Origin of the sequence: Pseudomonas poae (assembly GCA_028869255.1) — a bacterium.
In the GTDB taxonomy this organism is placed as follows: domain Bacteria; phylum Pseudomonadota; class Gammaproteobacteria; order Pseudomonadales; family Pseudomonadaceae; genus Aquipseudomonas; species Aquipseudomonas poae_C.
On the sequence record CP110972.1, the window covers coordinates 2,062,075 to 2,086,933 of the forward strand.

Sequence of the window (24,859 nt, forward strand, 5' to 3'; positions counted from 1 at the left end):
TGGGAGATACCTGATGTCTTTTCGTCCGTGGCAAGCCGTGATGCTTGTGCTGTGTTTGCTGGGTGGCTGTAACGCCAATTATGTCTTTGACGACGCTGACTACCGACCGTTGGGTGATCCCCAGGCGGCCCGTCGCGGCCATTGAACAGGGGAGCCCTGCGATGCAATTAATGTTTGAAGTGTGTGACGCCGTGAGCGGGGAACCGCCGGCCCGCAAGGTATTTGACGGGGTCGGCGGCGTGATCGGCCGTGGTGCGGGGTGTGACTGGATCATTCCCGACACCACGCGCTTGATTTCCAGCCACCATGGCTTGGTCAGTTACCGGGATGGGCGCTACTTCCTGACGGATATCAGCAGTAACGGGATTGCTGTGTCGGGCAGTCTGGAAAGCTTGCGCAAAGGGCAGGCGCGGCTGATCAGTGAAGGTGATGTATACCGCTTGGGATCAATGGAAATTCGCGCCCGATTGTTGGGCGTGGACCGGCCTGGATCGGCCCGCACTGACACGATCCCCGACGATGCCTTTCTGGGACTTGACCCTGTTCACGCATTGGAGTGCGAACAGCGGCGCGCAGAACTGTCGCAAGAGTTGGACGCGTTGAACACGCCAACACAATCGCCTGCGCAATCGTTTTGTGAGGGGGCTGTGGACCGCGATCATCTGGTTGTGCCTCGGTGGGCTGAGCCTGCCGGGGAAGTGGCGGCTTCACTCGCGGTCCCCCCGGCAGTTGTGGCCCCGGAGGGGTTCTGGTCGCAGTTTGGCGAAGCATTGGGTATGGGTTTGGATACGCTCGATACGCCGGGTCGCGAGGCGCTGGCGATCAAGGTGGCGGGCTTGTTCAGGCAAACCGTCGAAGGGTTGCAGCAAAACCTTCGAACCCGCGACGAGTTGAACCGTGAGATGAATCTGGGCTGGAGCACGCCCGTGCTCAAGAGCCAGAACCCCTTGAGAGATTGCGTCGACGCCCATGCGGCCGTGACGTCGCTGTTGAGTGCCGGCGAGTTGGGCCAGCCTTCTACCGAGCAAGCGGTCGCCCAGGTGTGTCGGGACCTGCAAGTTCATCAACTGGCCTTGGTCGTGGCTTGCCGGGCCGCAGTACGCGGCGCGCTGGCAGCGTTTGCACCCGATCATCTGCTGTCGTGCTTCGAGCGCGAGGGCAAGCCGCGCCGGTTCTTCTCGGACGCTGCCCATTGGCGGGCGTACCAGCGCCATTACCGACGGCAGAGGGAGGAGGGTGCCTTGGGCGAGCAGCTATTGCGCAGTGACTTTACCCAAGCCTATGAGGAACAGGTGCGCCTCGTCTCGACCCTGCACGCCGCTTATCCAGGATGATGTTCATGTATCGAACCACCGTCGCAGCAATGCTGATAGCGCTGGGCCTGTTGGCTGGCTGCAGCAGCATTTCACCTTTTTCGACATTGACCAAACTGGACCTTACATTGACGGCCGGCGATGCGGTCAACCCGGACCTGCATGGCCGTCCCTCTCCAGTGGTGCTGCGCTTGATTGAACTGCGCCACCCCGTGGCCTTTGAGAATGCGGATTTTTTCAGCCTCTATGCGCGGGCGGAACAGACACTCCCCAAAGATTGGGTCAGTAGCGAAGAACTCGAGATGCGGCCCGGTGAGCGGCAGGCGCTCAAACTCAGTCTCGAGCCGCAAAGCCGTTATGTCGGCGTACTGGTGGCGTATCGCGATTTGCCCCACGTGCAATGGCGGTTGGTGCTGCCGGTCGCCCCTGCACAACTGACGCGCGCTGATCTGGTGCTGGACCATACAGGTATCCGCATCGATGCCCCTGATACCCGCAAGGCGGAAGATTGAGATGCAGGTCCATAACGTCATCTGGCAGGAAGGCATGCTGCTGCGGCCTCAACACTTGCAGCACAACGACCGCTACTACCATCAGCAACTCAACCGTACTCGCCTGCTGGGCCGCGATGCCTGGGGGTTCCTGTCCCTTGAGGTCGATGTGCAGTACCTCAATCTCGGCAAGCTGGTGGTCAACCAGGCCAGCGGGGTATTGCCGGACGGCAGTCTGTTCGAGCTGAGCGGTACGATGCAGCCTCTGATATTACAGGTGCCCGCCAATTGCGGCCCGCAGGCCGTCTACCTGGCGTTGCCGCTGGCGACCGGCAATCAGATTGAAGCGCGCCGGCCCGAGCAAAGCGATGTTCTGGCGCGCTATGTCGCCTGCGAAACGGAAATTGCTGATTCGAACGCCGGCGCCGAGTCCCGTTGCCAGGTCAACTGTGCACGCCCGGACCTGCGCCTGATCCTGGGGAGCAGCCCAGTGACCCGTTCTACGTGAAACTCCAGGTCGCCCAGGTGCTGGATTCGACCCGTGAAGGCGGCGTGAGGCTGGATACGGATTTTGTACCGACGTTTATCTATCTGCAGGCCTCCGGGTACGTGTCGTCTTGCATCAAGGAAGTAGTCAGCCTGTTGGCCACCCGTGGTGATGCGATTGCCGTGCGCATCCAGGGCAACGGCACATCGGCGGGCGCGCAGGTCGGCGACCTGCTGATGCTGCAATTGATCAACCGCGCCGAATTGCTGTTGCGTCATTATTTGAGCCAGGCCCAGGTTCGCCCGGAGGCCATGTATCGGGAGTTGCTGTCGATACTCGGTGAGCTGTCGACGTTCGCCACCGACAACAAGCGTGCGCACTTGGACGTGCATTACTGGCATGGCGACCAGGGCGCCAGCTTTCGCGGGTTGATGGGCAGCATCCGCACGGTGCTGTCGTTGGTGCTCGAACAGCATGCCCTCGAGTTGACGCTGCAGCATCGCCAGTACGGCGTACTGGTTTGCCCGGTGAGTGATCTCAAATTGTTGGGTACGGCCACGTTCATTCTGGCGGCCACCGCCCAGTGCGATTCGGAAGAGCTGCGCCATCGACTGCCGGCGCATCTGAAGATCGGCACCGTGGAGCGTATCCGCGAACTGGTCAACCTGCATCTTGCAGGTATCAGCATCAAACCGCTGCCGGTGGCGCCGAGGCAGATTCCATTCCATGCCGGCAAGACCTATTTCATGCTCGAGCTCGGTGCTCAGGACATCACGCAACTGGAGCAATCGGGTGGGTTTGCCTTTCACGCCAGTGGTGGGTTTGCCGAGCTGGAACTCAACTTCTGGGCTATCAGGAACTGAACGCCATGACGATGGACAGTGAACACGCGCAGGACGAGAAGACCGTATTGCTTGACCGCGAGGGGCTCAGCCCGGCGCAGGGGGCGGTGACCGATTTCCCATCGCCGCCAAGGTTCGAGCAACTGGAGGACCGCATGATCTACAGCGCCCGACTGCAGGGCGCACAGAGCTTCAATATGGGCCCCAATAGCCTGGTGACCGCGGCCTGGGAACTCTTGTCGCAGGTTGTGCAGATCAAGACCAGTACGGGCCGGGAAAACCTGCAGACGCTCAACGACCGATTGTCTTCCGGCATCACCACGTTTGAGGCCCGCGCCCTGCACCTGGGCGGCGAGGTTGGGCAGGTGATGTCTGCGCGTTATGTGCTGTGCAGCGTGATTGACGAGGCCGTGGTGACCACGGCGTGGGGCAGTCGCAGTGACTGGTCCACGAGCAGCCTGTTGAGTCGTTTTCACAACGAAACCTTTGGTGGTGAAAAGGTGTTCCAGCTGCTGGAGCGGCTGTCCCGCGACCCCGTCAAGCATGTGGCCATCCTGGAGTTGTTGTACCTGTGCCTGGCGCTGGGGTTCGAAGGTAAATACCGCGTCATGGCGCGGGGCGGGGCTCAGCTTGAAGGGATACGCGATGCCTTGTACCGACAGATCAGGCATGTGCGCGGGGACCGGCTCTCGATGACTGCCGCGCCAGGCGCTGCCAGGAAGCGTCACGCACGATTGCGCAGTCTTTCCGCGACATGGGTGGTGATCGGTGGGCTGGCCTGCGTGCTGGCGATGTACTCAGGGTGTGCATGGGTGCTGGGCCAAGAGCGCATGACGGTCATGCAACTTTTTCAACCTTCGGCGTCGGACCAGGCTCAGACGCCCTTGTAACGCTGGGAGCAATCAATGAACGCATTCTTCAAGGGCGCGGGCACGATCCTGCGCAAAAGTTGGGTCTGGAGCCTGTTATTGGTGCTGTCCGGCGCACTGTTGGTGTGGTTTTTCGGGCCGTTGCTGGCGGTGGATGACTATCGGTTCTGGCACAGCGCGACAGCGCGCTTGCTGACCGTGTGTGGCTTGTTCCTGTTGTGGGGGTTGGCGATGGTCGTGGTGGGCGCGGGCCGCACTGCACGGCTCAGCCAGCCTGAACATCAGACTCGCCATCAGCGTGAGGGGCTGGTCGGCGACGAACAAAAGCAGGTGCGGGGGCGGTTCAAGGAGGCGCTGCAGACGCTGAGAACCACACGGCGCTACGGTGAGCGCAGCCAGCGTTGGCGCAGCGAGTTGCCCTGGTACCTGTTGATCGGGCAACCGGGCAGCGGCAAGACCCGGCTCCTGGCGGCCACCGGGCTGCAATTTCCGCTCGATCGAGTCGAGGCGGGGCCCTCGGGCGGCACGTCCCACTGTGATTGGTATTTTGCCGACCAGGCCGTACTGGTCGAGACCGCAGGGCGCTACCTGACCCAGCCAGACCGTTCGGTGGACGCTGCGGGATGGTCGACGTTGCTCGGCCTACTCAGGTTGCGGCGCAGGACGCGCCCGCTCAATGGCGTGGTGGTGACGTTGTCGGTGGATACGCTGTTGGCGAGCAATGAGCACGACCTGGAGCTTCACGCCCGTCATGTACATAGCCGTTTGCAGGACATCCAGCAGACGCTGCATGTGGATGTGCCGGTTTATCTGGTGTTGACCCAGGCTGACCGCCTGGCCGGGTTTGCCGAGTTCTTTGATTCGCCGCAGGGCGACGGCACCGAAGACATACTCGGCGGGTGCCTGGCGACAGGTCAGGGTGAAACCGAGATTGCCCATGTGCGTGAAGCCTTCGAAGCACTGCTGCAACGCCTGGGGGCAGAACTGATCCCACGCTTGCACCAGGAGCGAAACGTTGAACGCCGTGGCCGCATGCTGGATTTTCCGCAGCAAGCCGCACGCCTCGCAGACCGCTTGTGCCTGTTTGTCGAGTCTGCGTTTTCCGCCCATCGCTATCAGCGCATCCATGCTTTACGAGGGTTCTACCTGACGTGCGCGAAGGCGGGTGATACACGCTCGCACTTCGTACAAGGTCTGTTCAGTCGGGTGATCTTTGCCGAGGCCGATCTCGCCGGCTTGCATACCCCCGAGCGCCAACGCCTGCGTCGGCGCCAAGGTCTATTGGCGCTGGCCGCATCGCTGGTCATCGGTGCAGCGGCTGCGCTGTGGGCCAACAGTTATTCGTTCAATCATCAGCGCCTGGTAGAACTGCAGGCGCTGACAAAACCGCAACCACCCGCCCAGCCAGGTTCGGACGAGGTTCTGGCCAGGCTGACGCTGCTGGACAGCCGCCTGGCGGCCACGCAGGTATTTGCACCGCAGGCAGAGGTGCGCTGGGTGGATCGGGCGGGCGTGTATCAGGGCGAGAAGACTCGCCCGCTGTTGGTCGATGCCTATGAAGCGGCGCTGCGCCAGCAACTGCTGCCGCAGGTAACGACCTTGCTCGAAGAACAGGTGCGCTCCAGCCTTGGCGATCGCGAGCGGCTTTTGGACACCCTGCGTGCCTACCTGATGCTCAATCTGCGCGAGCGTCGTGATACGGCCTGGCTGGCGGAGCATCTGGCGGGCCTTTGGTCCGCACGCTTGGCCGGGGATACGTCGGCGCAGGAGCGGCTGAATAAACACGTTGCGCGATTGCTTGAGGCGCCGTTCGCAGCCCCCTTGAACGATGGGCTGGTGGCCCAGGCTCGCCAGGCATTACGTGGGGAGTCGCTGGCGGATGTGGTCTATCGGACACTGCGCGAACAAGCCCGTAGCCTGGAGCCCTACCGCCTGGCCGAGGGCCAGGTGTTCGCCAGGAATGAGCCGCCCATCCCCGGTTTCTACACCAAAAGGTACCTGCAGTATTTCGAAAAACAGGGCCCTCGGCTGGTCAATGCGATTGCCCAGGATAACTGGGTGCTGGGCGAAGCCAGCGACCTCAGTGCGATGGATTTACGCAGGTTGATGCTAGAGCTGGAGCAGCGTTATTTCAGCGAGTATGCCGATGTCTGGAGTGACGCCCTCGGTCGCCTGCGCTTGCAGGAAAGTGACAGCCTGCGCCAAGGCGTTGACCAGCTTGCCGGCCTGACGTCAGCCCAGTCAGCGTTGGTGCAACTGTTGCAGCAGGTGCGTGAAAATACCCGCTTGGTGCCGACCCATGAGCGGATCGAGGTAGCGGGCCAGCAAGCCGGCGAACTGATTGCCGCCGCCAGTGCGCTGCTGCCGGGCCAGGCGGTGCCGGACGCGGCGCGACGTGCGTTACAGCGTCGCTTCGAACCGTTGCATCAACTGCTCGATGAGGCGCAAAACCCTGGCGCCGAGTTGACGCAGGCATTACGCCTGTTGGATGAACTGCACCTGCAATTGCTGGCGCTGAACCGCGAGAGTCCGCCTGAGCAAGCAGCGTTCACACTGGTCAAGCAACGCATGGAGGGGCAGCAGCCTTTATTGAGCAATGTGCGTAATGCTGCCGCCCGTTTGCCGATGCCGCTCAAGGGCTGGTTCGAAGGGGTTGCCGACACCACTTGGCGCCAACTGCTCGATGACGCGTACGGGCACGTGAATCAGCGTTATCAAAGCGAGGTGTATGGTTTTTATGCCAAGGCAATCCAGCGTCGCTATCCCTTCGATGCCCATGCTGGCAGTGATGTCGCCTTGGGTGATTTCCAGGAGTTTTTCAAGCCTCGGGGCGCCATGGCCCGCTTCTATGAGGGCTACCTGCGGCCATTTGTCAGCGTTGAGGGCAACCGGTATCGATTGCGAGGTATGGACGGTCGCAGCTTGCCGATGTCGCGTTCGCTGCTGGAGCAACTGACCAGGGCGCAGATGATTCGCCAGGGTTTTTTCAGCGAAGAGCAGGGCGAGTGGGCCGTTCGATTCACGCTGGCGCCCTACAGCCTGGATCAGGCAGTCAGCCGCGCAATCCTGCAAGTGGGCGATCAACAGTTGGAATACCGGCATGGTCCGATCGTACCTATGGCGTTTAACTGGCCCAGCGAGACGAACAATAGTCGCAGCAGCCTGGTGCTCGAGCGCGGCGCCGAGCAGCGGCCGCTGGGCATCGAGAAAAACAGCGGTGACTGGTCGTTATTCCGCTTCTTCGACTTGCTGCAGAGCGAGTCGGCAAGCGGCCGGGATGCATACCTGATCAAGGCTGAGCTCGCCGGCTTGCGCGCCAACTACCTGCTCACCAGCCAACGCAACCCCAGCCCATTCCAGATGGCGACGTGGCGCACCTTCCGCTTGCCGGAGCAACTGTGAGCCCGGTACACACTTGGCGCAGTGCCGGGCGTACGGTCCAGGGCAAGCAGCGCTCACGCAACGAGGATGCATTCCTGGATTGCCCGCAGCGCGGCTGTTGGGCGGTTGCGGATGGGATGGGCGGCCACCAGGCCGGAGATGTCGCCAGCCGATGGGTGATCAGCAGCTTGGCTGCGTTATCGGGCTTTGGCAGTTTTGAGCAACGAATCGAGACCGTTCGGCGCTGTTTGCGCGGGCTCGACACTCAGCTGGGCCAGGCGTTGGCGCAACGTTGCACCATGGGCAGTACCGTGGTTGCGTTGTTGCTTGAGGGTCGCCGGGCAGCCTGTATTTGGGCGGGGGATAGCCGCTGTTACCTGTGGCGCCGACAGCGCCTCTATCAGCTGTCGCGTGACCATTCCCTGCAACAGCAACTGATGGATCAGCAGCAGTTGAGTCTGGAGCAGGCCCAGGCTTACCCGGGCGCCAGGGCGTTGACCCGTGCGATAGGTGCGCCGCAGCCGCTGAGCCTGGAGGTGCTGGAACTGAGCACCCTTCCAGGCGATGTATTTTTGCTGTGCAGCGATGGCCTGTACCAAGGGCTCAGCCACGGTGAACTGGGCAGCGCCATGGGCCGGGGAACGCCACGCCAGGTGCTGGAACAGTTGTTTACCAATGTGTTGCGAGGGCCGGCGCGGGACGACCTGACGGCTGTCGTGATTCAGCAATGAGGCCACCGATATGAACGCGGCGGCAAGCCCGCCGAACGTACTCGCAGGGCGCTATCAACTGGAGCGAATACTCGGCACCGGCGGAATGGGCGTGGTTTATCGCGCACGGGACCTGCTGCATGAAGCGTTCGGCGAGCCCAACTCGGAGGTGGCATTGAAGCTGTTGGGCGAAACGTTCTCAGACTCCCCCGATGCCCATGTGTTGCTGTACAGCGAATTTGCCCTGACCCGCAGCCTGCACCACCGCCATGTGGTGCGGGTGTTTTCCTTTGAGGTCGACATCGACCACCAGCTGGCGTTCTTTACCATGGAGTTGATGCAGGGCATGACCCTGGATCGCCTGCTCATGGAGTGCCCGCAGGGGTTGCCTTGGCAGGCGTTGCAGCCGCTGGCGTTGCAGCTGTTGGACGCGGTGGCGTACATCCACGGCCAAGGCGTGCTGCATGGCGATGTGAAACCCGCGAATATCATGCTGGGTGACGAGGGGATGCGCTTGTTCGATTTCGGCCTGGGTCACGCCGAGGCGCAGACGGCTGCCGGGCTGCCAGGCTTGAGCCGCAGCCGATTGATCGCCTGGACACCGGCGTATGCGGCGCCGGAGCTGATAGCGGGAGGGGCGCTGTCGGCCAGTGCCGACCTGTATGGCGCGGCGTGCGTACTTTATGAGCTGGCCCAGGGGCTGAGACCCGGTGAGCGTCAGCTTAACCAGCCACTGCATCGGCCCAATCGACTCCCCAGGCACTGCTGGCCGGCATTGCGTTCAGCATTGGCCGCAGACCCGGAGCGCCGAAGCGTGAGCGTTGCCGAGCTGCGCGAAGCCTTGGCCAGTCAGCGACGACGCTGGCTGCCCTAGTCCAAGCCATGCAGCTGGCAATACTCAGCCCAACTCAACCCCGCCATCTGCGCCACTTCCTTGTGCACTTCAAGGCGCTGGGCTTCAAAGGCTTCAGGGGAATCGGCGGTCAGCTTGAGCGTCAGTTCCCAGGCAAACAGGCCCTGGCGTTCGGCCTCGGCTTCGAAGGCTTCATGCAGCCGTTCGGCGCGGTACTGCGCCAGGGTTTCGCCCTTGGCCTGGGCGGCGAGCGGGTTGAGGGTGTCCAGTTCGGTGGCGACCTCGGGGTGTTCGATCAAGAATCTGTCCAGAGCGCGCTGGTGGTTATCGCCGGGTGGTGACAAAGGTTTACTCCTGGGGGCAGGCCCCTTGATGCCGTGTAACACACACGGAGCAAGGCTCGGGCTTGAGTTCGTTCGAGACGGGTCCTGCAAAGGATGGTCGAACTCACCGTAGCCGACAAGCTTCAAAGGTCGTAATTAGCACGCAATCTTGCAGGTGTTGCGGCAAAAGCCTTTCGCTCCCGGTATCAGGACGTGTAGCGTTACCCAGGGTTTCCGGGCCTGCCGACCATGGGCAGAGTGCGATGGGCAGAGGGACGGTCATGGCGCAAACGCTGTTCAAACTTTTCTTTACCCAACGTCTGGCCGCTCTGGCCAGCACCGAATCGCTGCGCGCCATTCGTGAAGGGTTGCTGTGGATTCTGCCGTGCCTGCTGGTGTCGGCGGGGTTTCTGATCTTGTCCGAGTCTGCCCGGGTGCTGGGCTTCGACCCTCAGGTGGTGGCCTTCCTGGCAGGGTTGCACAACCAGATCAGCTCGGTGATCCCGCTGCTGGTGGCCGCATCCATCGGTTATATGTTGGCGATCCAGCATCGCCTGCCGCAATTGCCGGTGGCGTTCCTGTGCCTGGCCCATGTGGTGGTGGCGACGTTTATCCTGCGTGAATACCCGCGTGCTTCGGCGACGTTCGTACTGTTTATCGCCATCGCCTCGCCGTTGCTCAATGTGCCGGCGATTGCCTGGCTGCACCGCTACCGGTGGAGCCGGCTGGTCAACGAGGACCTGGTGGGACACAACCTCAGGGGCACGATCAATATGGTGCTGCCCGGCATCATCACCGCACTGGCGCTGGTGGCGGTGTTGTCGTTGCTGTTGCAGGTGCCCTATGTGGCGCAGTTACAGGGGCCGCAGGTGCTGGACGCGCTGGAGTCACCCTACGGCAGTGGCTTGTTTGTAACCCTGATGAATTCGCTGTTGTGGTTCTTCGGGATTCACGGCGTATATGCCATGCAGCCGCTGTTCGATGTGCTGGACCAGGCGGTGGTGCTCAACAGCGCCGCGCTGGCGGCGGGCGAGCCGATCAAATACATGTTGAACAGCGGCTTGTTGGGCAGCTTTGCGTTTATTGGCGGTTCGGGTGGCGCGTTGTGCCTGTTGCTGGCGATCCTGTTGTTTTCCAGGAGCCAATCCATGCGCCTGCTGGCGATAGCGAGTTTGCCGCTGTCGCTGTTCAACGTCAGCGAAGTGCTGCTGTTCGGCCTGCCGATCATCCTTAATCCGCGCCTGTTCATTCCGTTTTTGCTGGTGCCGGCGATTAACGCCATGCTCGCGCTGACGGTGGTGCAGATGGGTTGGGTGTCGCCGGCGGTGGCCAGCGTTCCGTTTACCGCGCCGGTGTTGCTCAATGCCTACCTGAGTACCCACGGCGATCTTGCCGCCGTCGCGCTGCAAGTGGCGTTACTGGGCCTGGGTACCCTGGTGTATGCGCCTTATGTGCGGGCGATCCATCGCCAGGCCACCGAAGGCGGCACGGTTTACCTCAAGTCCCTGGACATGACGTTCCGTGGCCTCGAAGAAAAAGGCCGGCTGCGCGAGCTGGACCCGGTGCTGGCGTCACACACGACCCTGGCGCGCCAGGCCACCGAATTGAGCCGCATCCAGCAGATCAGCGACTATGAGTTTTACCTCGAATTCCAGCCGCAGGTCTCGACCCGTACCGGCTTGTGCACCGGTTGCGAAGCGTTGATGCGCGCCCGTGATAGCCAGGGCACGGTGCATTCGCCATGGGAGTTTTTGCAATGGCTGGCCCAGGCGCGGTTGATGCCGGATGTGGATGTGTGGGTGGCGTCCCAGGCGGTGCGCCAATACCAGAAGTGGCAGAAACTCGGCTTCGCCTTGCCGATGACGATCAATATTTCCAGCGCCACCCTCACCGACGCCGCCTATGGCGAGCGCCTGGTGGAGATTCTGGCGCAGGCCCATGGGCAGGTGTCGGTGGAAATCACCGAAGACGCGCTGGTGAGCGACAGCTTGACCACGCGCCGGATCATCGAGAAGCTGCAGGCCATCGGCGCCAAGGTGTATATCGATGATTTTGGCACCGGGTTTTCGGCCTTGAGTTACCTGCACCAGTTTCCGGTGGACTTTATCAAGATCGACCGCAGTTTTGTGGTGGCCCAGCACGACCCCAAAGGCGCTCAGGTGATGACCGGCATCCTGCGCTTTTGCGAGGCGCTGAACCTGGGCGTGGTGGTGGAGGGGGTGGAGACCGCCGAGCAGTTGGCCTTCCTCAACACCGGCGCCGAGTTGATTATCCAGGGCTGGTATTTCAGCAAGGCGCTGCCGGGGGATCAGTTGCAAGGCTTTGTGCGAGAGCGTGCGGCGATGGCGCAGGCTTAATAGCTGCGCCGGGTTTGCTCGATGTCGTCGATCAGGCCGTCCAACTGCGCCAGGCGCGCACGGTTGTCGTGGTCCCAGGGGTGGAAGCCGGGTTTGAAGTAATGCAGCCAGGGCACCAGCATCCGTGGGAAAACCCCTTTGCGCCCATACAGAAATTTCAACATGCGCCAGAAGCCCTTCAAGTGCCCACCGCTCTTGCGGTCGGCAATCAGCAGGCGCAGGTGAAAGTCCAGCACCACCAGCCAGAAGAATACCGTGGTGGTAAGCATGGTGCCGGTACGCAGCAGGTAGCGTTTGGGCCCGGGCTTGATCACGGTGTTCCACACATCAAAGGCGACCGCCTTGTGTTCGGTTTCTTCAAGGGCGTGCCAGTACCACACCTGCTGGTAGCCCTTGAGCGAGTCGCCGAAGCGCGAGGGGTCGCTCAGCAGGATTTCCGCGAGCATCGCCGTGTAGTGCTCAAGGGCAATCGTGATGGCCAGGTTGAAAGACGGCGCGAAGTGTTTTTTTTGCAGGTCGAGGATGAATTTCAGCCGGCGATCGAGGGTGTGCGCCGGCAACCCGGCGGCTTGCAGCAGGTCGTTGTAGGCCACGTGTTCACGGCTGTGCATGGCCTCCTGGCCGATAAACCCCTGGACCTGTTTTTTCAGTTCCGGGTCGTCGATGCGCTGGCGGTAGTGGCGCACGCTGTCCATGAAAAACAGCTCGCCCTGGGGGAATAGCAGCGACAGCGCATTGAAAAAATGCGTGATGAACGGGCCCTGTTCGTGCCAGTTTTTGATGCGCTCGGCGGGCAGGTCGAAATGAATATCGCGGCGGATCGGCAACATGCTGCGTGCTCCTGTTCAGAGGCGGGGCTCGTCGTTGGTTTCAAACAGCGGCGGGCGCGGCTTGGGCGCCATGCGTTTGCTGGCAAACACCACCAGGGCCTGATAGGCCGCCGGCAGGCAACGGGCGAGCAGGTCGAGGAAATACGCGTCGCGACCGATCAGCACGCGGCGCTTGTTGTTGCGTACGCCGTGCAGGATCACCTTGGCGGCTTGGTCGGCATCGGTGATGAACAGTTTTTCGAAGTCGGCGCGGGCCTGCTGTTCGCTGTGGATCAGAAAACCGGTCATGTTCGCGTCAATCCGGCTGCTGCGGCAGATGTCGGTGCGAATGCCGCCCGGATGCACGCACGTGGCCGAGACCCCGCAGCGTTGCAGGTCGAGTTCCTGGCGTAAGGCTTCGGTAAAGCCGCGCACGGCAAACTTGGTGGCGTTGTAGCCGCTCATGCCGGGCTGGGCAAACAGGCCGAACACGCTGGAGGTGTTGATTACATGCCCCTCGCCGCTGGCCTTGAGGTACGGCAGGAACGCTTTGGTGCCGTGGACCACACCCCAGAAATTGATTCCGACAATCCATTCCAGGTCGGCGTAGTCCACGCCTTCCACGGTACTCGACAGGGCGACCCCGGCATTGTTGAACACCAGGTTGACTTGGCCGTGCTCGGCCACGCAGCGTGCGGCCCAATCGATCATGGCCTGGCGGTCGGACACATCCAGTACTTGAGTGGTGATCATGATGGGCGACAGGGTTGAAGCGGTGATCAGCGCCTGGGTCTGCTCCAGCCCTTGGCTGTTCTTGTCCGCCAGCGCCAGGTGGCAACCTTCTCGCGCCAAGGCCAGGGCCAAGGCGCGGCCCATGCCGGACGCCGCGCCGGTGATGGCCGCCACGCGGCCGTTGAATGACTTCATGACAGGCTCCCTTCTACAGTGGAATGGGGCGCCAGGGCCGGCCGGGCTGGCGCATCAAGCGGCACCAGGCTGGCCACGTAATCCTTTAGCGCGAACTGACGGGTCACTTGCTTGAAACGCCAGGTCGAACCGGGCCACAGGGTAGTGTTCTTGCCGGTGCGGGGGTCGAGGTACCAGCTTTGGCAGCCACCGGTGTTCCAGATGGTGCGTTTGAGTTTGTCTTGCAGCTGTTGGTTGTAGGCGCTTTCCACCGCCGGTTTGACGTCGACGCTGGCGATGCGATGCCGCTGCATTTGCCGCAGCGCGTCGAGGATGTAGGTGACCTGGGCCTCGATCATCAGGATCATCGAGTTATGCCCCAGGCCGGTGTTGGGCCCGATGATCAGGAACAGATTGGGATAGCCCGGCACCGTCGTGCCCTTGTAGGCATGGGCGCCGTCGTGCCAGGTGTCCATCAGGTCCACGCCGTTGCAGCCGATGATGCAGTTGCGGGGCAGCGGATCGCTGGCCTGAAACCCGGTGCCGAAGATCAGGCAGTCGGCCGGGTGCTTGAGGCCGTCGGCAGTGATCACCCCGTCTGCTTCGATGCGCGCCACAGGGTGGGTTACCACCGCGACATTGCTGCGCGACAGCGCCGGGTAGTAGTCATTGGAAATCAGCACACGCTTGCAGCCGATGGTGTAGTCCGGCGTCAGGGTTTTGCGCAGGGAAGGGCGGGCGACTTGTTGGTGCAGGTGGCGCAGGGCGATTTTCTGCACCATTTTCATCAGCCGTGGGTGCAGCGCAAAACCCACCACGCGGCCTTCCAATGCCCAGTAGAACGCGCCGCGCACCAAGCGTTGAGTGAACGGCAGGTGCTTGAACAGCCAGCGCTCGAGGGGTGAAATCGCACGGTCCGGCTTGGGCATGATCCAGGGCGGGGTGCGCTGGAACAGATCCAGGTGGGCGACCTGCGGCGCAATCTGCGGCACAAACTGAATCGCACTGGCCCCGGTGCCGATCACCGCCACACGCTTGCCCTTCAGCGAGTAGTCGTGGTCCCACTGCTGGGAGTGGAAGCGCTTGCCCTTGAAGCTGTTCAGCCCCGGAATATCCGGCAGCGCCGGGCGCGACAGGCCGCCCATGCCCGACACCAGGACCCGCGCACTGACCTGGCGGCCATCGCTGAAGCTCAACTGCCAGCGCTGCTGCGGCTCATCGAACACCGCCCGTTCAAGGCCCAGGCCGAACCGCAGGTAGGGCGCCAGCCCATAGCGCGCAGCGCATTGCTCCAGGTAGGCGCGGATCTCCGCTTGCGGCGCGAACTGGCGTGTCCAGTCGGGGTTGGGCGCAAAGGAAAACGAATACACATGGGACTGCACATCGCAGGCGCAACCGGGGTAGTGGTTGTCCCGCCAGGTGCCGCCGAGGGTGTCGGCCTGCTCGGCGATAAAGAAGTCGCTGAACCCGGCTTCCTTGAGCTTGATGGCCATGCACAGGCCGGCGAAGCCTGAGCCGATGATGGCGATGTCGATTGAATCACTGTGGGCATTCATAGGCAGATTCCCGTGCTCCTGTTTTTTGTTGGCTCTTTTAGATAGAACACCATTGCAAAGGAAAAATGAATTAATTATTTTAAAAAAGATTTTAAATAATCTACCTGAAAATATCGCCTACGCTAGCCCCTGCGTCTTCATGTGCGACTCGTCCGACGGACGAACACGGTCTATACGAAGTTCAGGTCCAGGGTCGGACGATGTGCTGAGGCCATGACCAATCCCGGTCAGGCCGCCAGCAGCAGGGAAGCAGAGGACCGAGCTATGGCTGTTGAGTGGGTTTTTGCTGCAGCTGTGTTTGTCGGCGTCAGCGCCGTGCTGTGGGGGTTCAGCCGCTGGATGACGCGGCGTATTGAAGCCACCGTTCCGATCAACGGGCGCTTTGTCGAGGTCAACGGCGAGCGCTTTCATTATGTAGATGAGGGCACGGGCCCGCCGCTGGTGATGATTCACGGGCTGATGGGCAGCAGTCGCAACCTGACTTACGCTTTGTCCGGCCGGTTGTGTGAGCATTTTCGCGTGATCACTCTCGACCGCCCGGGGTCGGGGTATTCCACCCGGCATGCCGGCACCGCTGCGCACTTGCCAGCGCAGGCACGGCAAGTGGCGGCGTTTATCAACACGCTGGGCCTGGACAAACCCCTGGTGCTGGGGCACTCCCTCGGCGGGGCGATTTCCCTGGCGCTGGCCCTCGACCACCCGGAGGCGGTGTCGGGCCTGATCCTGGTGGCGCCGCTGACTCATCCGCAACCCACCTTGCCTCTGGTGTTCTGGTCGCTGGCGGTGCGACCGGCCTGGCTACGCCGCTGGGTCGCCCACACCCTGACCATGCCCATGGGGCTGCTCACGCGGCATTCAGTGGTCAAAGGTATGTTCGCGCCGGACCCGGCCCCGGAGGATTTCGCCACCCGTGGCGGCGGGTTGCTGGGCATGCGCCCGGGCAACTATTACGCCGCGTCCAGCGAGATTGCCCTGGTCAACGATCACCTGCCGGACATGGTCAAGCGCTACCCGCAGCTGACCCTGCCCATCGGCCTGATCTATGGTGCGCGGGACAAGGTGCTGGACTTTCGCAAACACGGCCAGGCCCTGGCCGACAAGGTGCCGGGCCTGAAGCTGCAGCTGGTGGAGGGGCGTGGCCATATGCTGCCGATTACCGCCCCGGCGCGGGTGGTCGAGGCCGTGCAGCACGTGGCCAAGCGTGTGCGGCCGCCGCCAACCGCCACGGTGTTGCATCCGACGTTTGCCCTGGCGCGCCAATAATCGTGCCCGACATAACGCGGTCGAGCCTGGCAAATGCTTGCACTAGAGACCTGACCAAATGGCTGAAAAAAAGACTGCCGGGTCACGTTTAAAAGGGTTCAAAAAAGTAGTTGACGAGCTATCGATTCCGCGTTATTTATTTAAAAAAATATTTCAATATTTATTTTGAAATGATTTTTGAAATGCCTAAGAGCGAATAAAAATGAAAAAAACGTCTTTTATCGCATGGTTGATTTCCCGGGGCCTTCAGCGCTCCCTGAACCGTTTTTTTGCGTCCCTGCCCACCCGTTTCGTGCGGAGGCTGCCATGAACCAGAGTCTGGCAGCGCCAAGTGTATGGGCCGACGGCAAGCGGCACCTGTGGTGGTTGGGCATCCTGCCCCTGGCCACCCCCTTGTTGTCCGGTGCCCTGGCCATCACGACCGGCATCCAGCAACTGTGGTGGGTCGGTGTGCTGGTGATCTTCGGCCTGATCCCGCTGATCGACGGCCTGCTCGGTGAAGACGTGAGCAACCCGCCCGAGTCCGCCGTCAGCCACCTTGAATCCCAAAGCTACTACCGTTGGATCGTCTACACCGGCGTGGTGTTTGTGATCGCCTCGGTGGTGATCACTGGCTGGCTGGCTGCAGGCGGTATCGACTGGATCATCCAGGGCGGCCTGGTGCAGGCTGCGGCGCAGCTGGAGCCGTCCAGCTGGCTGTCGCACGCCGCCGGCTACATCACGGCGCGCACTCAGCTGCAGGGTGAGCCGAGCTGGTTTACCTACTTGGGCATGGCCATGTCGACCGGCGCCGCCACCGGCATCGCGATCAACACCGCCCATGAACTGGGGCACAAACCCAACGCACTGGAAGTGTTCCTGGCCAAGGTCACCCTGGCGCCGACGTTTTACGGGCACTTTTACACCGAACACAACCGTGGCCATCACGTGCGTGTTGCCACGCCGGAAGACCCGGCCAGCTCGCGACTGGGGGAGAGCTTCTGGGCTTTCCTGCCGCGCTCGGTATGGTTCAGTGCGCGCTCGGCCTGGAACCTGGAGCGTGAGCGCCTGCGCAAACTCGGCCTGCCGGCCTGGCACTGGCGCAACGGTGTACTCAGTGCCTGGCTGTACAGCGTGGTGTTGTGGGGCGCGATGATTGTCTGGCTGGGGGCGGCAGTGATTCCGTTCCTGATTATCCAGGGCATCTACGGGTTCTCGTTGCTCGAAGTCGTTAACTATGTCGAGCACTACGGCCTCAAACGCCAGAAGTTGCCCAACGGTCGTTATGAGCGGTGTTCGCCTCGGCACTCCTGGAACAGTAACCGTATTGTCACCAATATCTTTCTGTTCCAGTTGCAACGGCATTCCGATCACCATGCCAATCCAACTCGCAGTTATCAGTCGTTGCGCCACTTTGATGAGTCACCGCAACTGCCGTATGGCTACGCCAGCATGATTGTCTGGGCCTATGTGCCGTACTTGTGGCGACGGCGCATGGACCATCGGGTGCTTAATCATTACGCCGGGGATATTACCCTGACCAATCTTCAACCTTCACAACGCTTGAAGTATCTGGAGAAGTACAGCAACAGCGCCAAGCCGTTCTGATCTGAAGTAACCGGTTATGCATCTACTCGGGGCCCGTGTGCTGCGCGGGTCTGTTTCGCCCAAGGTTTACCGATTTAGTGGCAACAAAGTTGTTTGACCCGAACAAAAATAATTAAAGGGAAGGACGTACACATGCAATCAACTGCCAAGTTCACTACCTCTATCGTATTGGCTGCGCTGGGCCTGATCACCTGTCACCAGGCCCAGGCCGCCCGTATCGAACCGGCCGGCAGCGTCTTTACCGCCCAAGGCCCGATCAGCTTCTCCAAAGGCGCGCTGATCAGTGCCGACTGCACCATCAAGGTTGCCGGCAAAGTCGCTGCCGACGGCGCTTCGGTGGCTGTCGAGAAAGTTGAATTCGACGGCGGCCTCAAGTGCAGCCGGGTCGAAGCCATCAACTTGCCGTGGGTGTTAGTTGCCAAAGATACTAGGAGCGGTTCCATGTCGAAGATCAGCGTGGACGTGCACGCCTTCGGCCTGGGTGGCAAGTGCGGGCCGTCTACCGCCGACGGCACCTGGGATAACGCCACCGGCAAGTTGGAAGCGGCGAATGTGCCGATTGGCGAAGACTGCAAGATCAAGACGGTGTCGATCAAGATGCCGCCGAACTTCAAAGTTGTTGAATAAGCGTCGGATGTTGAAGCGGTATTGAATTGAAATTTGGCTGGAAAGGGAAGTTCTGCAGTTTCACCGTGACCTCTCGTTCATGGCCATTACCCCCTGGCGAAATGACTCGCCATAACATGTGAGGAATAACAATGAAAAGTTTGAAAACCCTCGTTTGTGCATCTTCTTTTGCGCTGTGCTTCGGTGCAGTTTCGATGGCCAATGCGGCAACTATCGCGCCTGCCGGTGCGGGGTTCACAACTACCGGTTCGATTACTGTAACGTCGCCAGCCTCCTTGAACCTCCCGGTTACGTGCAACATCGTCTTTACCGGGACCGTCGCCGCCAACGGCTCTGGCGCCTCTATCACCGGCGCCTCTGTCAGCGGTTCCAACTCGCTGTGTGCGGTCCCAGTTCTGCAGGGGCTGCCATGGGCGCTCACCGTTACGGGGGGCGGCCCGACGGACTTTGCCGGCACGGTGTCGGGCGTGAAATTCAAGATCCTGTCTGACTGCAGCGCTTCTCCGGTGACCATCCAGGTCGGCTTTAACAACGGCACCAATACGCTGAAGGTGCCAAGCACTCAGACCGTGGGTTCTTGCAAAATCACTGCGTTGACCGCAGTGCCAAGCCCTGCCTTTACCGTTACTCCCTAAGCGGCTGCACGCGCTTGACGTGATGATCACACGTTGAAAAGAGCAAGTGCCTCGAAAGAGGCACTTGTTGCGGCTGGCCAGATCGGGAAAGCCGACCGTGGTGGATAAAAACAATAAGGAGTGCAGCATGAATAATAAGAAACAACCGGCGCGCACGTTACTGGGCCTGGCGATCATGGGCGGGCTCCTGGCAATGACAGGCACTGCGCAAGCGGGCGGCTTTGCCACGCCGACGTTCGGGGCCGAAGGCTGGGGCCGTGCGTTCGGTGGGGGGTCGATGTTCAAGAATGATCCGTCATCGGCCTATAACAACCCGGCGGCAATGGCGTTTATCGATCACAATATTTCGCAATTCAACGTTGACTATGCACGCATCAATATCAAGTACAAGGGCACTGCCAGAGACTATGCGGGCAATCCTACTTCGGCCACGACCATCGACCCCGACACCTTTGAATTCAATTCGGTGCCGCGCACCGGTGATGGCGGGCAAGGCGGCTTTACCGCGTGGCTGCCGACCGGCTTTATGGTCATGCCCATCGGTGATCGCTTCGCCTTTGGCCTGAGCCAGGTGGTGCCCTTGGGCGCACGTACCACGTGGGACAATGATTGGAAGGGCCGCGATTTTGCGGTCGACACGCATATCGAAACCGTGGGTCTGACGGGCTCGCTGTCGTTCAAGGTCAACGATGAATTCTCCATCGGCGGTGGTGCGATTGTTCAGCACACCAAAGGTTTCGTCAGCCAGAACGTCGACTTGTATGCCGCCGCAGCGCTGGCGCCCAATTCGATTCCATTTCCGGCGGGCGTCGGCTATTCGCTGATGCGCGTCAAAGTCGACAATACCTCGGTGGGCTGGTTTGCCGGCCTGGCCTGGAAGCCGACTCCCCAAGACACCCTCGGGTTGAACTACCACGCCAAGATCAAGAATAAACTTGAGGGTAAATACAACATCTACGCCGACCCAGGCTCCACGGCCCTGATTGAAGGTGGGTTGCCCGGCCTGTTGTACCCCGGCCTTAACCTCCAGATGAACGGTAAAGCCTCGACCCAACTGGATGTTCCGGCCAACGCCTCGTTCGACTGGGTGCACCAGTTCACCGATCGTTTTGCCCTCGGCGCAAGCGTCACCTGGACGCAGTGGTCATCGTTCAAGAGCCTGACCTTGAAGTCCGAGGGGTCGACGATTGTTGCCATTCCTTACAACTACAAGGACGCCTGGATGGTCTCCCTTGGCGGCGACTACAAACTCACCGATGACTTCACCCTGCGCGCCGGTGTGGCCACCGACCAGACGCCAACCCGCAACTCCACCCGTGACCCGCGCATCCCCGACGGTGACCGGATCTTCACGTCCCTGGGCTTCGGCTACAAGGTGCGTGCTATCCCGGGCCTTGGCATCGACGGTTCCTACTCCCACCAGTTCGTTGAGAAGGCCAAGCTGAAAACCCAGAACCAGGACCGCCTGGGCGGTGCAACCCTGGATGGCAAAGCCGACGCCTACGGCGATGTGGTCAGCCTGGGGGTCACCTACGAGTTCTGATCCGTAATGCCGGCGTGACCTGGCAGTCAGACGCATCTGTCTGCCGTGTTTCATGCCGGTCATGCATCGAGGGGTCGCCGACGCGACCCGCTCTGATTCCCCTGATAAATCATGCGACCAGGCTGACCCAATCAGCCTGTTAGTGTTTTGCCAAAGCATTAAATAAAAATTTCAAAACAAAATTTGAATTTGGCTTTGCAAGTTTGTAGTGTGGTTTTACGCCGCCGGTCATTTCGACCCGCCCGCGCTTTTGCCATGCCCTGAATCGAGTAGAGGTATCCCCATGGTTATCTGGTTATTGGTGGGTTTCGCAGCCGCGATTGCCCTGGCGTATCGACAAGCTGGCGCCGCGCTGTGGTTGGGCGCCGGGCTGATCTGGCTGGCGCTGGGTTATCTGTTCAATGTGGTGGCAGGTTTCGGGACCGGCGTCACGGCGCTGCTGGTGATAGCACCGGCGTTGCTGATGACAGTCAAACCCCTGCGCCGCACGTTGTTGACCAGCAAGGCCCTGAGCCTGTTTCGTACGATCATGCCGGCGATGTCCGACACCGAACGTGCGGCCATCGAGTCCGGCACGGTCTGGTGGGACGCCGAGTTATTCAGCGGCAGGCCCAACTGGCAGCGCCTGTTGCAAGCCGCACCGGCCCGCCTGAGCGCCGAGGAGCAAGCCTTCCTCGACAATGAAGTGGAAACCCTGTGCGACATCGCCAACGACTGGGAAACCACCCAGGTCTGGCAGGACATGTCCCCCGAAGGCTGGCAATACACCAAGGACGCCGGGTTCCTCGGCATGATCATTCCCAAGCAGTACGGCGGCAAAGGCTTCTCCCACTATGCGCATTCCCAAGTGGTGATGAAGCTGTCGACGCGCTGCTCGGCGGCGGCGATTTCGGTGATGGTACCCAACTCCCTGGGCCCGGCCGAGTTGCTGCTGCACTACGGCACCGACGCCCAGCGCAATTACTACCTGCCGCGCCTGGCCCGCGGTGAAGACATTCCGTGCTTTGCCCTGACCAGCCCCTATGCCGGCTCGGATGCCGGGGCGATTCCGGACCAGGGCATCGTCTGCAAAGGCACGCATGAAGGTGAGCAAGTGCTGGGTTTTCGTGTGACCTGGGACAAGCGCTATATCACCCTGGGCCCCATTGCCACGGTGCTGGGCCTGGCGTTTCGCGCTGAAGACCCGGACGGGTTGCTCGGCCAGCCAGGTTCGCTGGGTATCACTTGCGCGCTGATCCCGACCTCGCATCCGGGGGTGAACAGCGGCCGCCGCCACTGGCCGTTGAACGCTGTGTTTCAGAACGGTCCTACAACCGGCAAGGATGTCTTCATTCCACTGGAATGGGTGATCGGCGGCCGCGAGCAAGTCGGCAACGGCTGGCGCATGCTGATGGAATGCCTGGCCGCCGGCCGCGCAATTTCGCTGCCGTCGGCCAACGTTGGCCTGGGCAAAGTCGCGGTGCGTGGCACTACCGCCTACGCGGCTATGCGCAAGCAGTTTGGCCTGCCCATCGGCAAGTTCGAAGGCGTGCAGGCGCCACTGGCGCGCATGGCCGGGCATTTGTATGCCTGTGATGCGGTGCGCAAAGTGTCGGTGGCCTCCCTGGACGCGGGGGAGAAACCCTCGGTGATCTCGGCCATCGCCAAATATCACGTGACCGAGCGCGCACGCATTATCGTCAACGACGGCATGGATATCGTCGCCGGCAAGGGCATTTGCATGGGGCCGAATAACTTCCTGGCCCGCGCCTACCAGCAAAGCCCCATCGCGATTACGGTGGAAGGCGCGAACATCATGACGCGCTGCCTGATCATCTTTGGCCAGGGGCTGATCCGTTGTCATCCCTATGTGTTCCGCGAGATGGAAGCGGCGCGCAACCCGGATCGGCGCAAGGCCCTGGAGGCGTTCGACAGCGCGATGTTCGGCCATATCAGCTTTGTGCTGGCCAACAGCGTACGTGCGGTGGTGCATTCCCTTACAGGCGGGCGGCTGATTTCTGTCCCGGCCAAGACCGACCCGGCGCTGGCGTCCTACTATCGCCAGGCCAATCGTCTGTCGGTGGTGTTGGCGCTGATCTCGGATATTTCCATGGGCGTGCTGGGCGGTGCCCTCAAGCGCAAGGAAAGTATCACCGGGCGTCTGGGGGATATTCTGTCGCAGCTGTACATCCTTTCCTGCGTGCTCAAGCGCTTTGAAGATGACGGCCGGCCCCAGGCGGACCTGCCACTGGTGCATTGGGCGGCTCAGGACGCGTTGCTGCGCGCCCATGAAGCCCTGGCCGAAGTGCTCGCTAACTACCCGTCGAAAGCCGCTGCCGCGGTGGTGCGGGGCTTGAGCTTCCCGTTCGGTATTGCGCTGCCTAAACCGTCCGATCAGTTGCTGACCCAGGTCGCTGAAGTGGTGCAGACACCGGGCGAAACCCGTGACCGTTTGCTGGCCGATTCCTACATTCCACGTCCAGAAATCGACAAGCTGGCGTATGGCGAAATGGGTTTTCGCTTGTTGCCGCAAGTCGAGTTGATCGACGCCCGCCTCAAACCCGCGATCAAACAAGGTTTGCTCGACCCGTTGCCGATCTCTGCCACCGCCTTTGCCGCCTGGCGCGTCAAGGCGCGGGCATTGGAGCTGATCAGCGAAGACGAAGACGCCTTGCTGGCGCGCTATGTGGAATACGCCGACCACGGCATCCAGGTGGACGATTTCCCGCAGGACTTCGGTTTGCTGGAGGCTTTGCAACAGCGCAAGCAGGCGTTGGAACCGACCCCCAAGCGCCGCACCAGCCACAGCGAAAACGCCTCGGTCAACTAAGAACACACCCGATCCAACTGTGGGAGCGGGCTTGCTCGCGAAGGCGGTCTATCAGAAGCCTATGTGTGGGCTGACCCACCGCATTCGCGAGCAAGCCCGCTCCCACACTGGATCGGGTTTACAAGGCAGGATTGTGTTGTGAGTGAATCTATCTATGAGTGACAGCTACCTTTCGTTCGTCAATTCCCCCTGGGGCCGGCGCCTGGCCCGGGCGGTCGGCTTGCCGCAGCCCTTGCCACTGCAGCGCCATCGCAGCGGCCAGCAGGGTCTGGCCAACCCGGTGATCGTCGCCGGGGCAGGGCGGCTCGTCACGCAGGTGCAACAGGTGTTCGCCGCCACCGACACAGTCAGCGCCACGGCGGCCACGCTCAAGGCGCCGTCCACGGTCAAAGTGCAGGGCGCGGTGTTTGATGCCAGCGGCGTGACCAGCCTGCAACAGTTGGATGAGCTGTATGCGTTCTTCCACGCCAATGGCAAACGTCTCGGCCAGCACGGGCGGGTGGTGGTGCTGGGCACCGCACCGGAACACTGCGCCGACTTGCCCCAGGCCATCGCCCAGCGCGCCCTCGAAGGGTTGGTGCGCTCGCTGGCCAAGGAACTGCGCCGGGCGATCACCGTGCAGTTGCTGTATGTGGCGCCGGGTGCCGAAGACGCGCTGGGCAGCAGCCTGCGGTTCTTTCTGTCGCGCCGTTCGGCCTATGTGTCCGGGCAGGTGGTGCGCCTGGACACACCGGTGGACGGCCACGTCAGCGTCAATTGGGATAAACCTTTCGCCGCCCGCCGTGCGCTGGTCACCGGCGCCTCGCGGGGCATTGGTTTAGCGATTGCCCAGGTGCTGGCGCGGGACGGCGCCCATGTGGTGTGCGTGGACGTGCCCCAAGCCCAGCACGCGCTGACGCAAGCCGCCGACAGCGTGGGTGGCTCGGCATTGCCGCTGGACATTAGCGCAGCGGACGCGGCCGCACTGTTGCAGGCGCATGTACGCCAATACGGCGCCTTCGACGTGGTGGTGCACAACGCCGGGATCACCCGCGACAAGACCCTCGCCAAGATGAGCGAAGCGGCCTGGCGCAGTGTGCTGGCGGTCAACCTCGAAGCGCCGTTGCTCTTGAGCACGGCCTTGCTGGCACACCAGGGCTTGAACCCTGGCGGGCGCATTGTTTGTGTGTCGTCGATTTCCGGCATCGCCGGCAACCTGGGGCAAAGCAACTACGCCACCTCCAAGGCGGGGGTGATCGGCCTGGTGCAGGGGCTGGCACCGCAGGCGGCGGCGCAGCAGGTCACGGTGAATGCGGTGGCGCCGGGGTTTATCGAAACCCAGATGACCGCGAAAATCCCGCTGATGATTCGCGAAGCGGGGCGGCGCATGAACTCGCTGTCCCAGGGGGGCAGCCGATCGACGTGGCCGAGACCATTGCCTGGCTGGCGCACCCGGCGTCGGGCGGGGTCAATGGCCAAGTCGTACGCGTGTGCGGCCAAAGCCTGCTGGGAGCTTGAG

Annotated in this window: 18 protein-coding genes and 2 pseudogenes; 16 read left to right on the top strand and 4 right to left on the bottom strand. The window is 61.7% G+C overall.

All coding sequences use genetic code 11. The features are described from left to right. Positions 1–13 precede the first annotated feature (13 nt). The 8 genes and pseudogenes from LRS56_09590 (at position 14) to LRS56_09625 (ending at position 8,967) form a co-directional block, all read left to right on the top strand. The gene (locus tag LRS56_09590) at positions 14–145 is read left to right on the top strand and encodes a type VI secretion protein (GenBank protein WDU64689.1); all 132 of its coding nucleotides are present in this window, start codon (positions 14–16) and stop codon (positions 143–145) included. Between the two features lie 16 nt (positions 146–161). Beyond that, positions 162–1,334, top strand: coding sequence for a type VI secretion system-associated FHA domain protein TagH (tagH, locus tag LRS56_09595; GenBank protein ID WDU64690.1), 1,173 nt, complete (start codon positions 162–164; stop codon positions 1,332–1,334). Between the two features lie 5 nt (positions 1,335–1,339). Then, positions 1,340–1,825: a type VI secretion system lipoprotein TssJ gene (tssJ, locus tag LRS56_09600; GenBank protein ID WDU64691.1), complete on the top strand. Its 486-nt coding sequence runs from the start codon at positions 1,340–1,342 to the stop codon at positions 1,823–1,825. A 1-nt stretch (position 1,826) separates the two neighbouring features. Then, positions 1,827–3,154 (top strand): annotated as a pseudogene (gene tssK / locus LRS56_09605) (type VI secretion system baseplate subunit TssK). Positions 3,155–3,159: 5 nt separating this feature from the next. Further along, on the top strand, positions 3,160–4,023 hold the full coding sequence (icmH, locus tag LRS56_09610; protein WDU64692.1) for a type IVB secretion system protein IcmH/DotU: 864 nt from the start codon (positions 3,160–3,162) through the stop codon (positions 4,021–4,023). A gap of 15 nt (positions 4,024–4,038) precedes the next feature. Then, positions 4,039–7,404: a type VI secretion system membrane subunit TssM gene (gene tssM, locus LRS56_09615; GenBank protein ID WDU64693.1), complete on the top strand. Its 3,366-nt coding sequence runs from the start codon at positions 4,039–4,041 to the stop codon at positions 7,402–7,404. Continuing rightward, on the top strand, positions 7,401–8,114 hold the full coding sequence (locus tag LRS56_09620) for a serine/threonine-protein phosphatase (protein WDU64694.1): 714 nt from the start codon (positions 7,401–7,403) through the stop codon (positions 8,112–8,114). Before tssM ends, LRS56_09620 begins: the two co-directional genes overlap by 4 nt. 10 nt (positions 8,115–8,124) lie before the next feature. Continuing rightward, on the top strand, positions 8,125–8,967 hold the full coding sequence (locus tag LRS56_09625) for a serine/threonine-protein kinase (GenBank protein ID WDU64695.1): 843 nt from the start codon (positions 8,125–8,127) through the stop codon (positions 8,965–8,967). Here the strand turns inward: LRS56_09625 and LRS56_09630 are convergent. Next, the gene (locus tag LRS56_09630; protein WDU64696.1) at positions 8,964–9,290 is read right to left on the bottom strand and encodes a DUF6388 family protein; all 327 of its coding nucleotides are present in this window, start codon (positions 9,288–9,290) and stop codon (positions 8,964–8,966) included. The two genes, LRS56_09625 and LRS56_09630, sit on opposite strands and share 4 nt — an antisense overlap. Before the next feature lie 260 nt (positions 9,291–9,550). Between LRS56_09630 and LRS56_09635 the strand changes: the two genes are divergently transcribed. Next, entirely contained in the window at positions 9,551–11,626 is a 2,076-nt protein-coding gene (locus LRS56_09635; GenBank protein WDU64697.1) for an EAL domain-containing protein, read from the top strand. On the opposite strand, the gene LRS56_09640 is transcribed toward LRS56_09635, so the two are convergent. The 3 genes from LRS56_09640 to LRS56_09650 are packed head-to-tail and all read right to left on the bottom strand — an operon-like array spanning position 11,623 to position 14,897. Beyond that, the gene (locus LRS56_09640) at positions 11,623–12,456 is read right to left on the bottom strand and encodes a metal-dependent hydrolase (GenBank protein WDU64698.1); all 834 of its coding nucleotides are present in this window, start codon (positions 12,454–12,456) and stop codon (positions 11,623–11,625) included. The two genes, LRS56_09635 and LRS56_09640, sit on opposite strands and share 4 nt — an antisense overlap. A gap of 15 nt (positions 12,457–12,471) precedes the next feature. Further along, complete coding sequence (locus tag LRS56_09645) at positions 12,472–13,362, bottom strand: SDR family NAD(P)-dependent oxidoreductase (protein ID WDU64699.1); 891 nt, start codon at positions 13,360–13,362, stop codon at positions 12,472–12,474. Next, on the bottom strand, positions 13,359–14,897 hold the full coding sequence (locus LRS56_09650) for an NAD(P)/FAD-dependent oxidoreductase (GenBank protein ID WDU64700.1): 1,539 nt from the start codon (positions 14,895–14,897) through the stop codon (positions 13,359–13,361). The genes LRS56_09645 and LRS56_09650 overlap by 4 nt, the downstream gene beginning before the upstream one ends. A gap of 264 nt (positions 14,898–15,161) precedes the next feature. On the opposite strand from LRS56_09650, the gene LRS56_09655 reads away from it, so the two are divergent. The 7 genes and pseudogenes from LRS56_09655 (at position 15,162) to LRS56_09685 (ending at position 24,858) form a co-directional block, all read left to right on the top strand. After that, a complete protein-coding gene (locus LRS56_09655; protein WDU64701.1) occupies positions 15,162–16,160 on the top strand; it encodes an alpha/beta hydrolase in 999 nt (332 codons plus the stop codon). 306 nt (positions 16,161–16,466) lie between these two features. Next, positions 16,467–17,747, top strand: a complete 1,281-nt coding sequence (locus LRS56_09660) for an alkane 1-monooxygenase (GenBank protein WDU64702.1) — start codon at positions 16,467–16,469, stop codon at positions 17,745–17,747. A 132-nt stretch (positions 17,748–17,879) separates the two neighbouring features. Next, complete coding sequence (locus LRS56_09665) at positions 17,880–18,374, top strand: protein activator of alkane oxidation PraA (protein ID WDU64703.1); 495 nt, start codon at positions 17,880–17,882, stop codon at positions 18,372–18,374. 131 nt (positions 18,375–18,505) lie between these two features. After that, entirely contained in the window at positions 18,506–19,009 is a 504-nt protein-coding gene (locus LRS56_09670; protein WDU64704.1) for a protein activator, read from the top strand. A gap of 127 nt (positions 19,010–19,136) precedes the next feature. After that, positions 19,137–20,552, top strand: a complete 1,416-nt coding sequence (locus LRS56_09675; GenBank protein ID WDU64705.1) for an outer membrane protein transport protein — start codon at positions 19,137–19,139, stop codon at positions 20,550–20,552. A gap of 283 nt (positions 20,553–20,835) precedes the next feature. Further along, entirely contained in the window at positions 20,836–23,361 is a 2,526-nt protein-coding gene (locus tag LRS56_09680; GenBank protein WDU64706.1) for an acyl-CoA dehydrogenase, read from the top strand. A 154-nt stretch (positions 23,362–23,515) separates the two neighbouring features. Beyond that, positions 23,516–24,858, top strand: a pseudogene (locus LRS56_09685) (3-oxoacyl-ACP reductase). Position 24,859 lies beyond the last annotated feature (1 nt).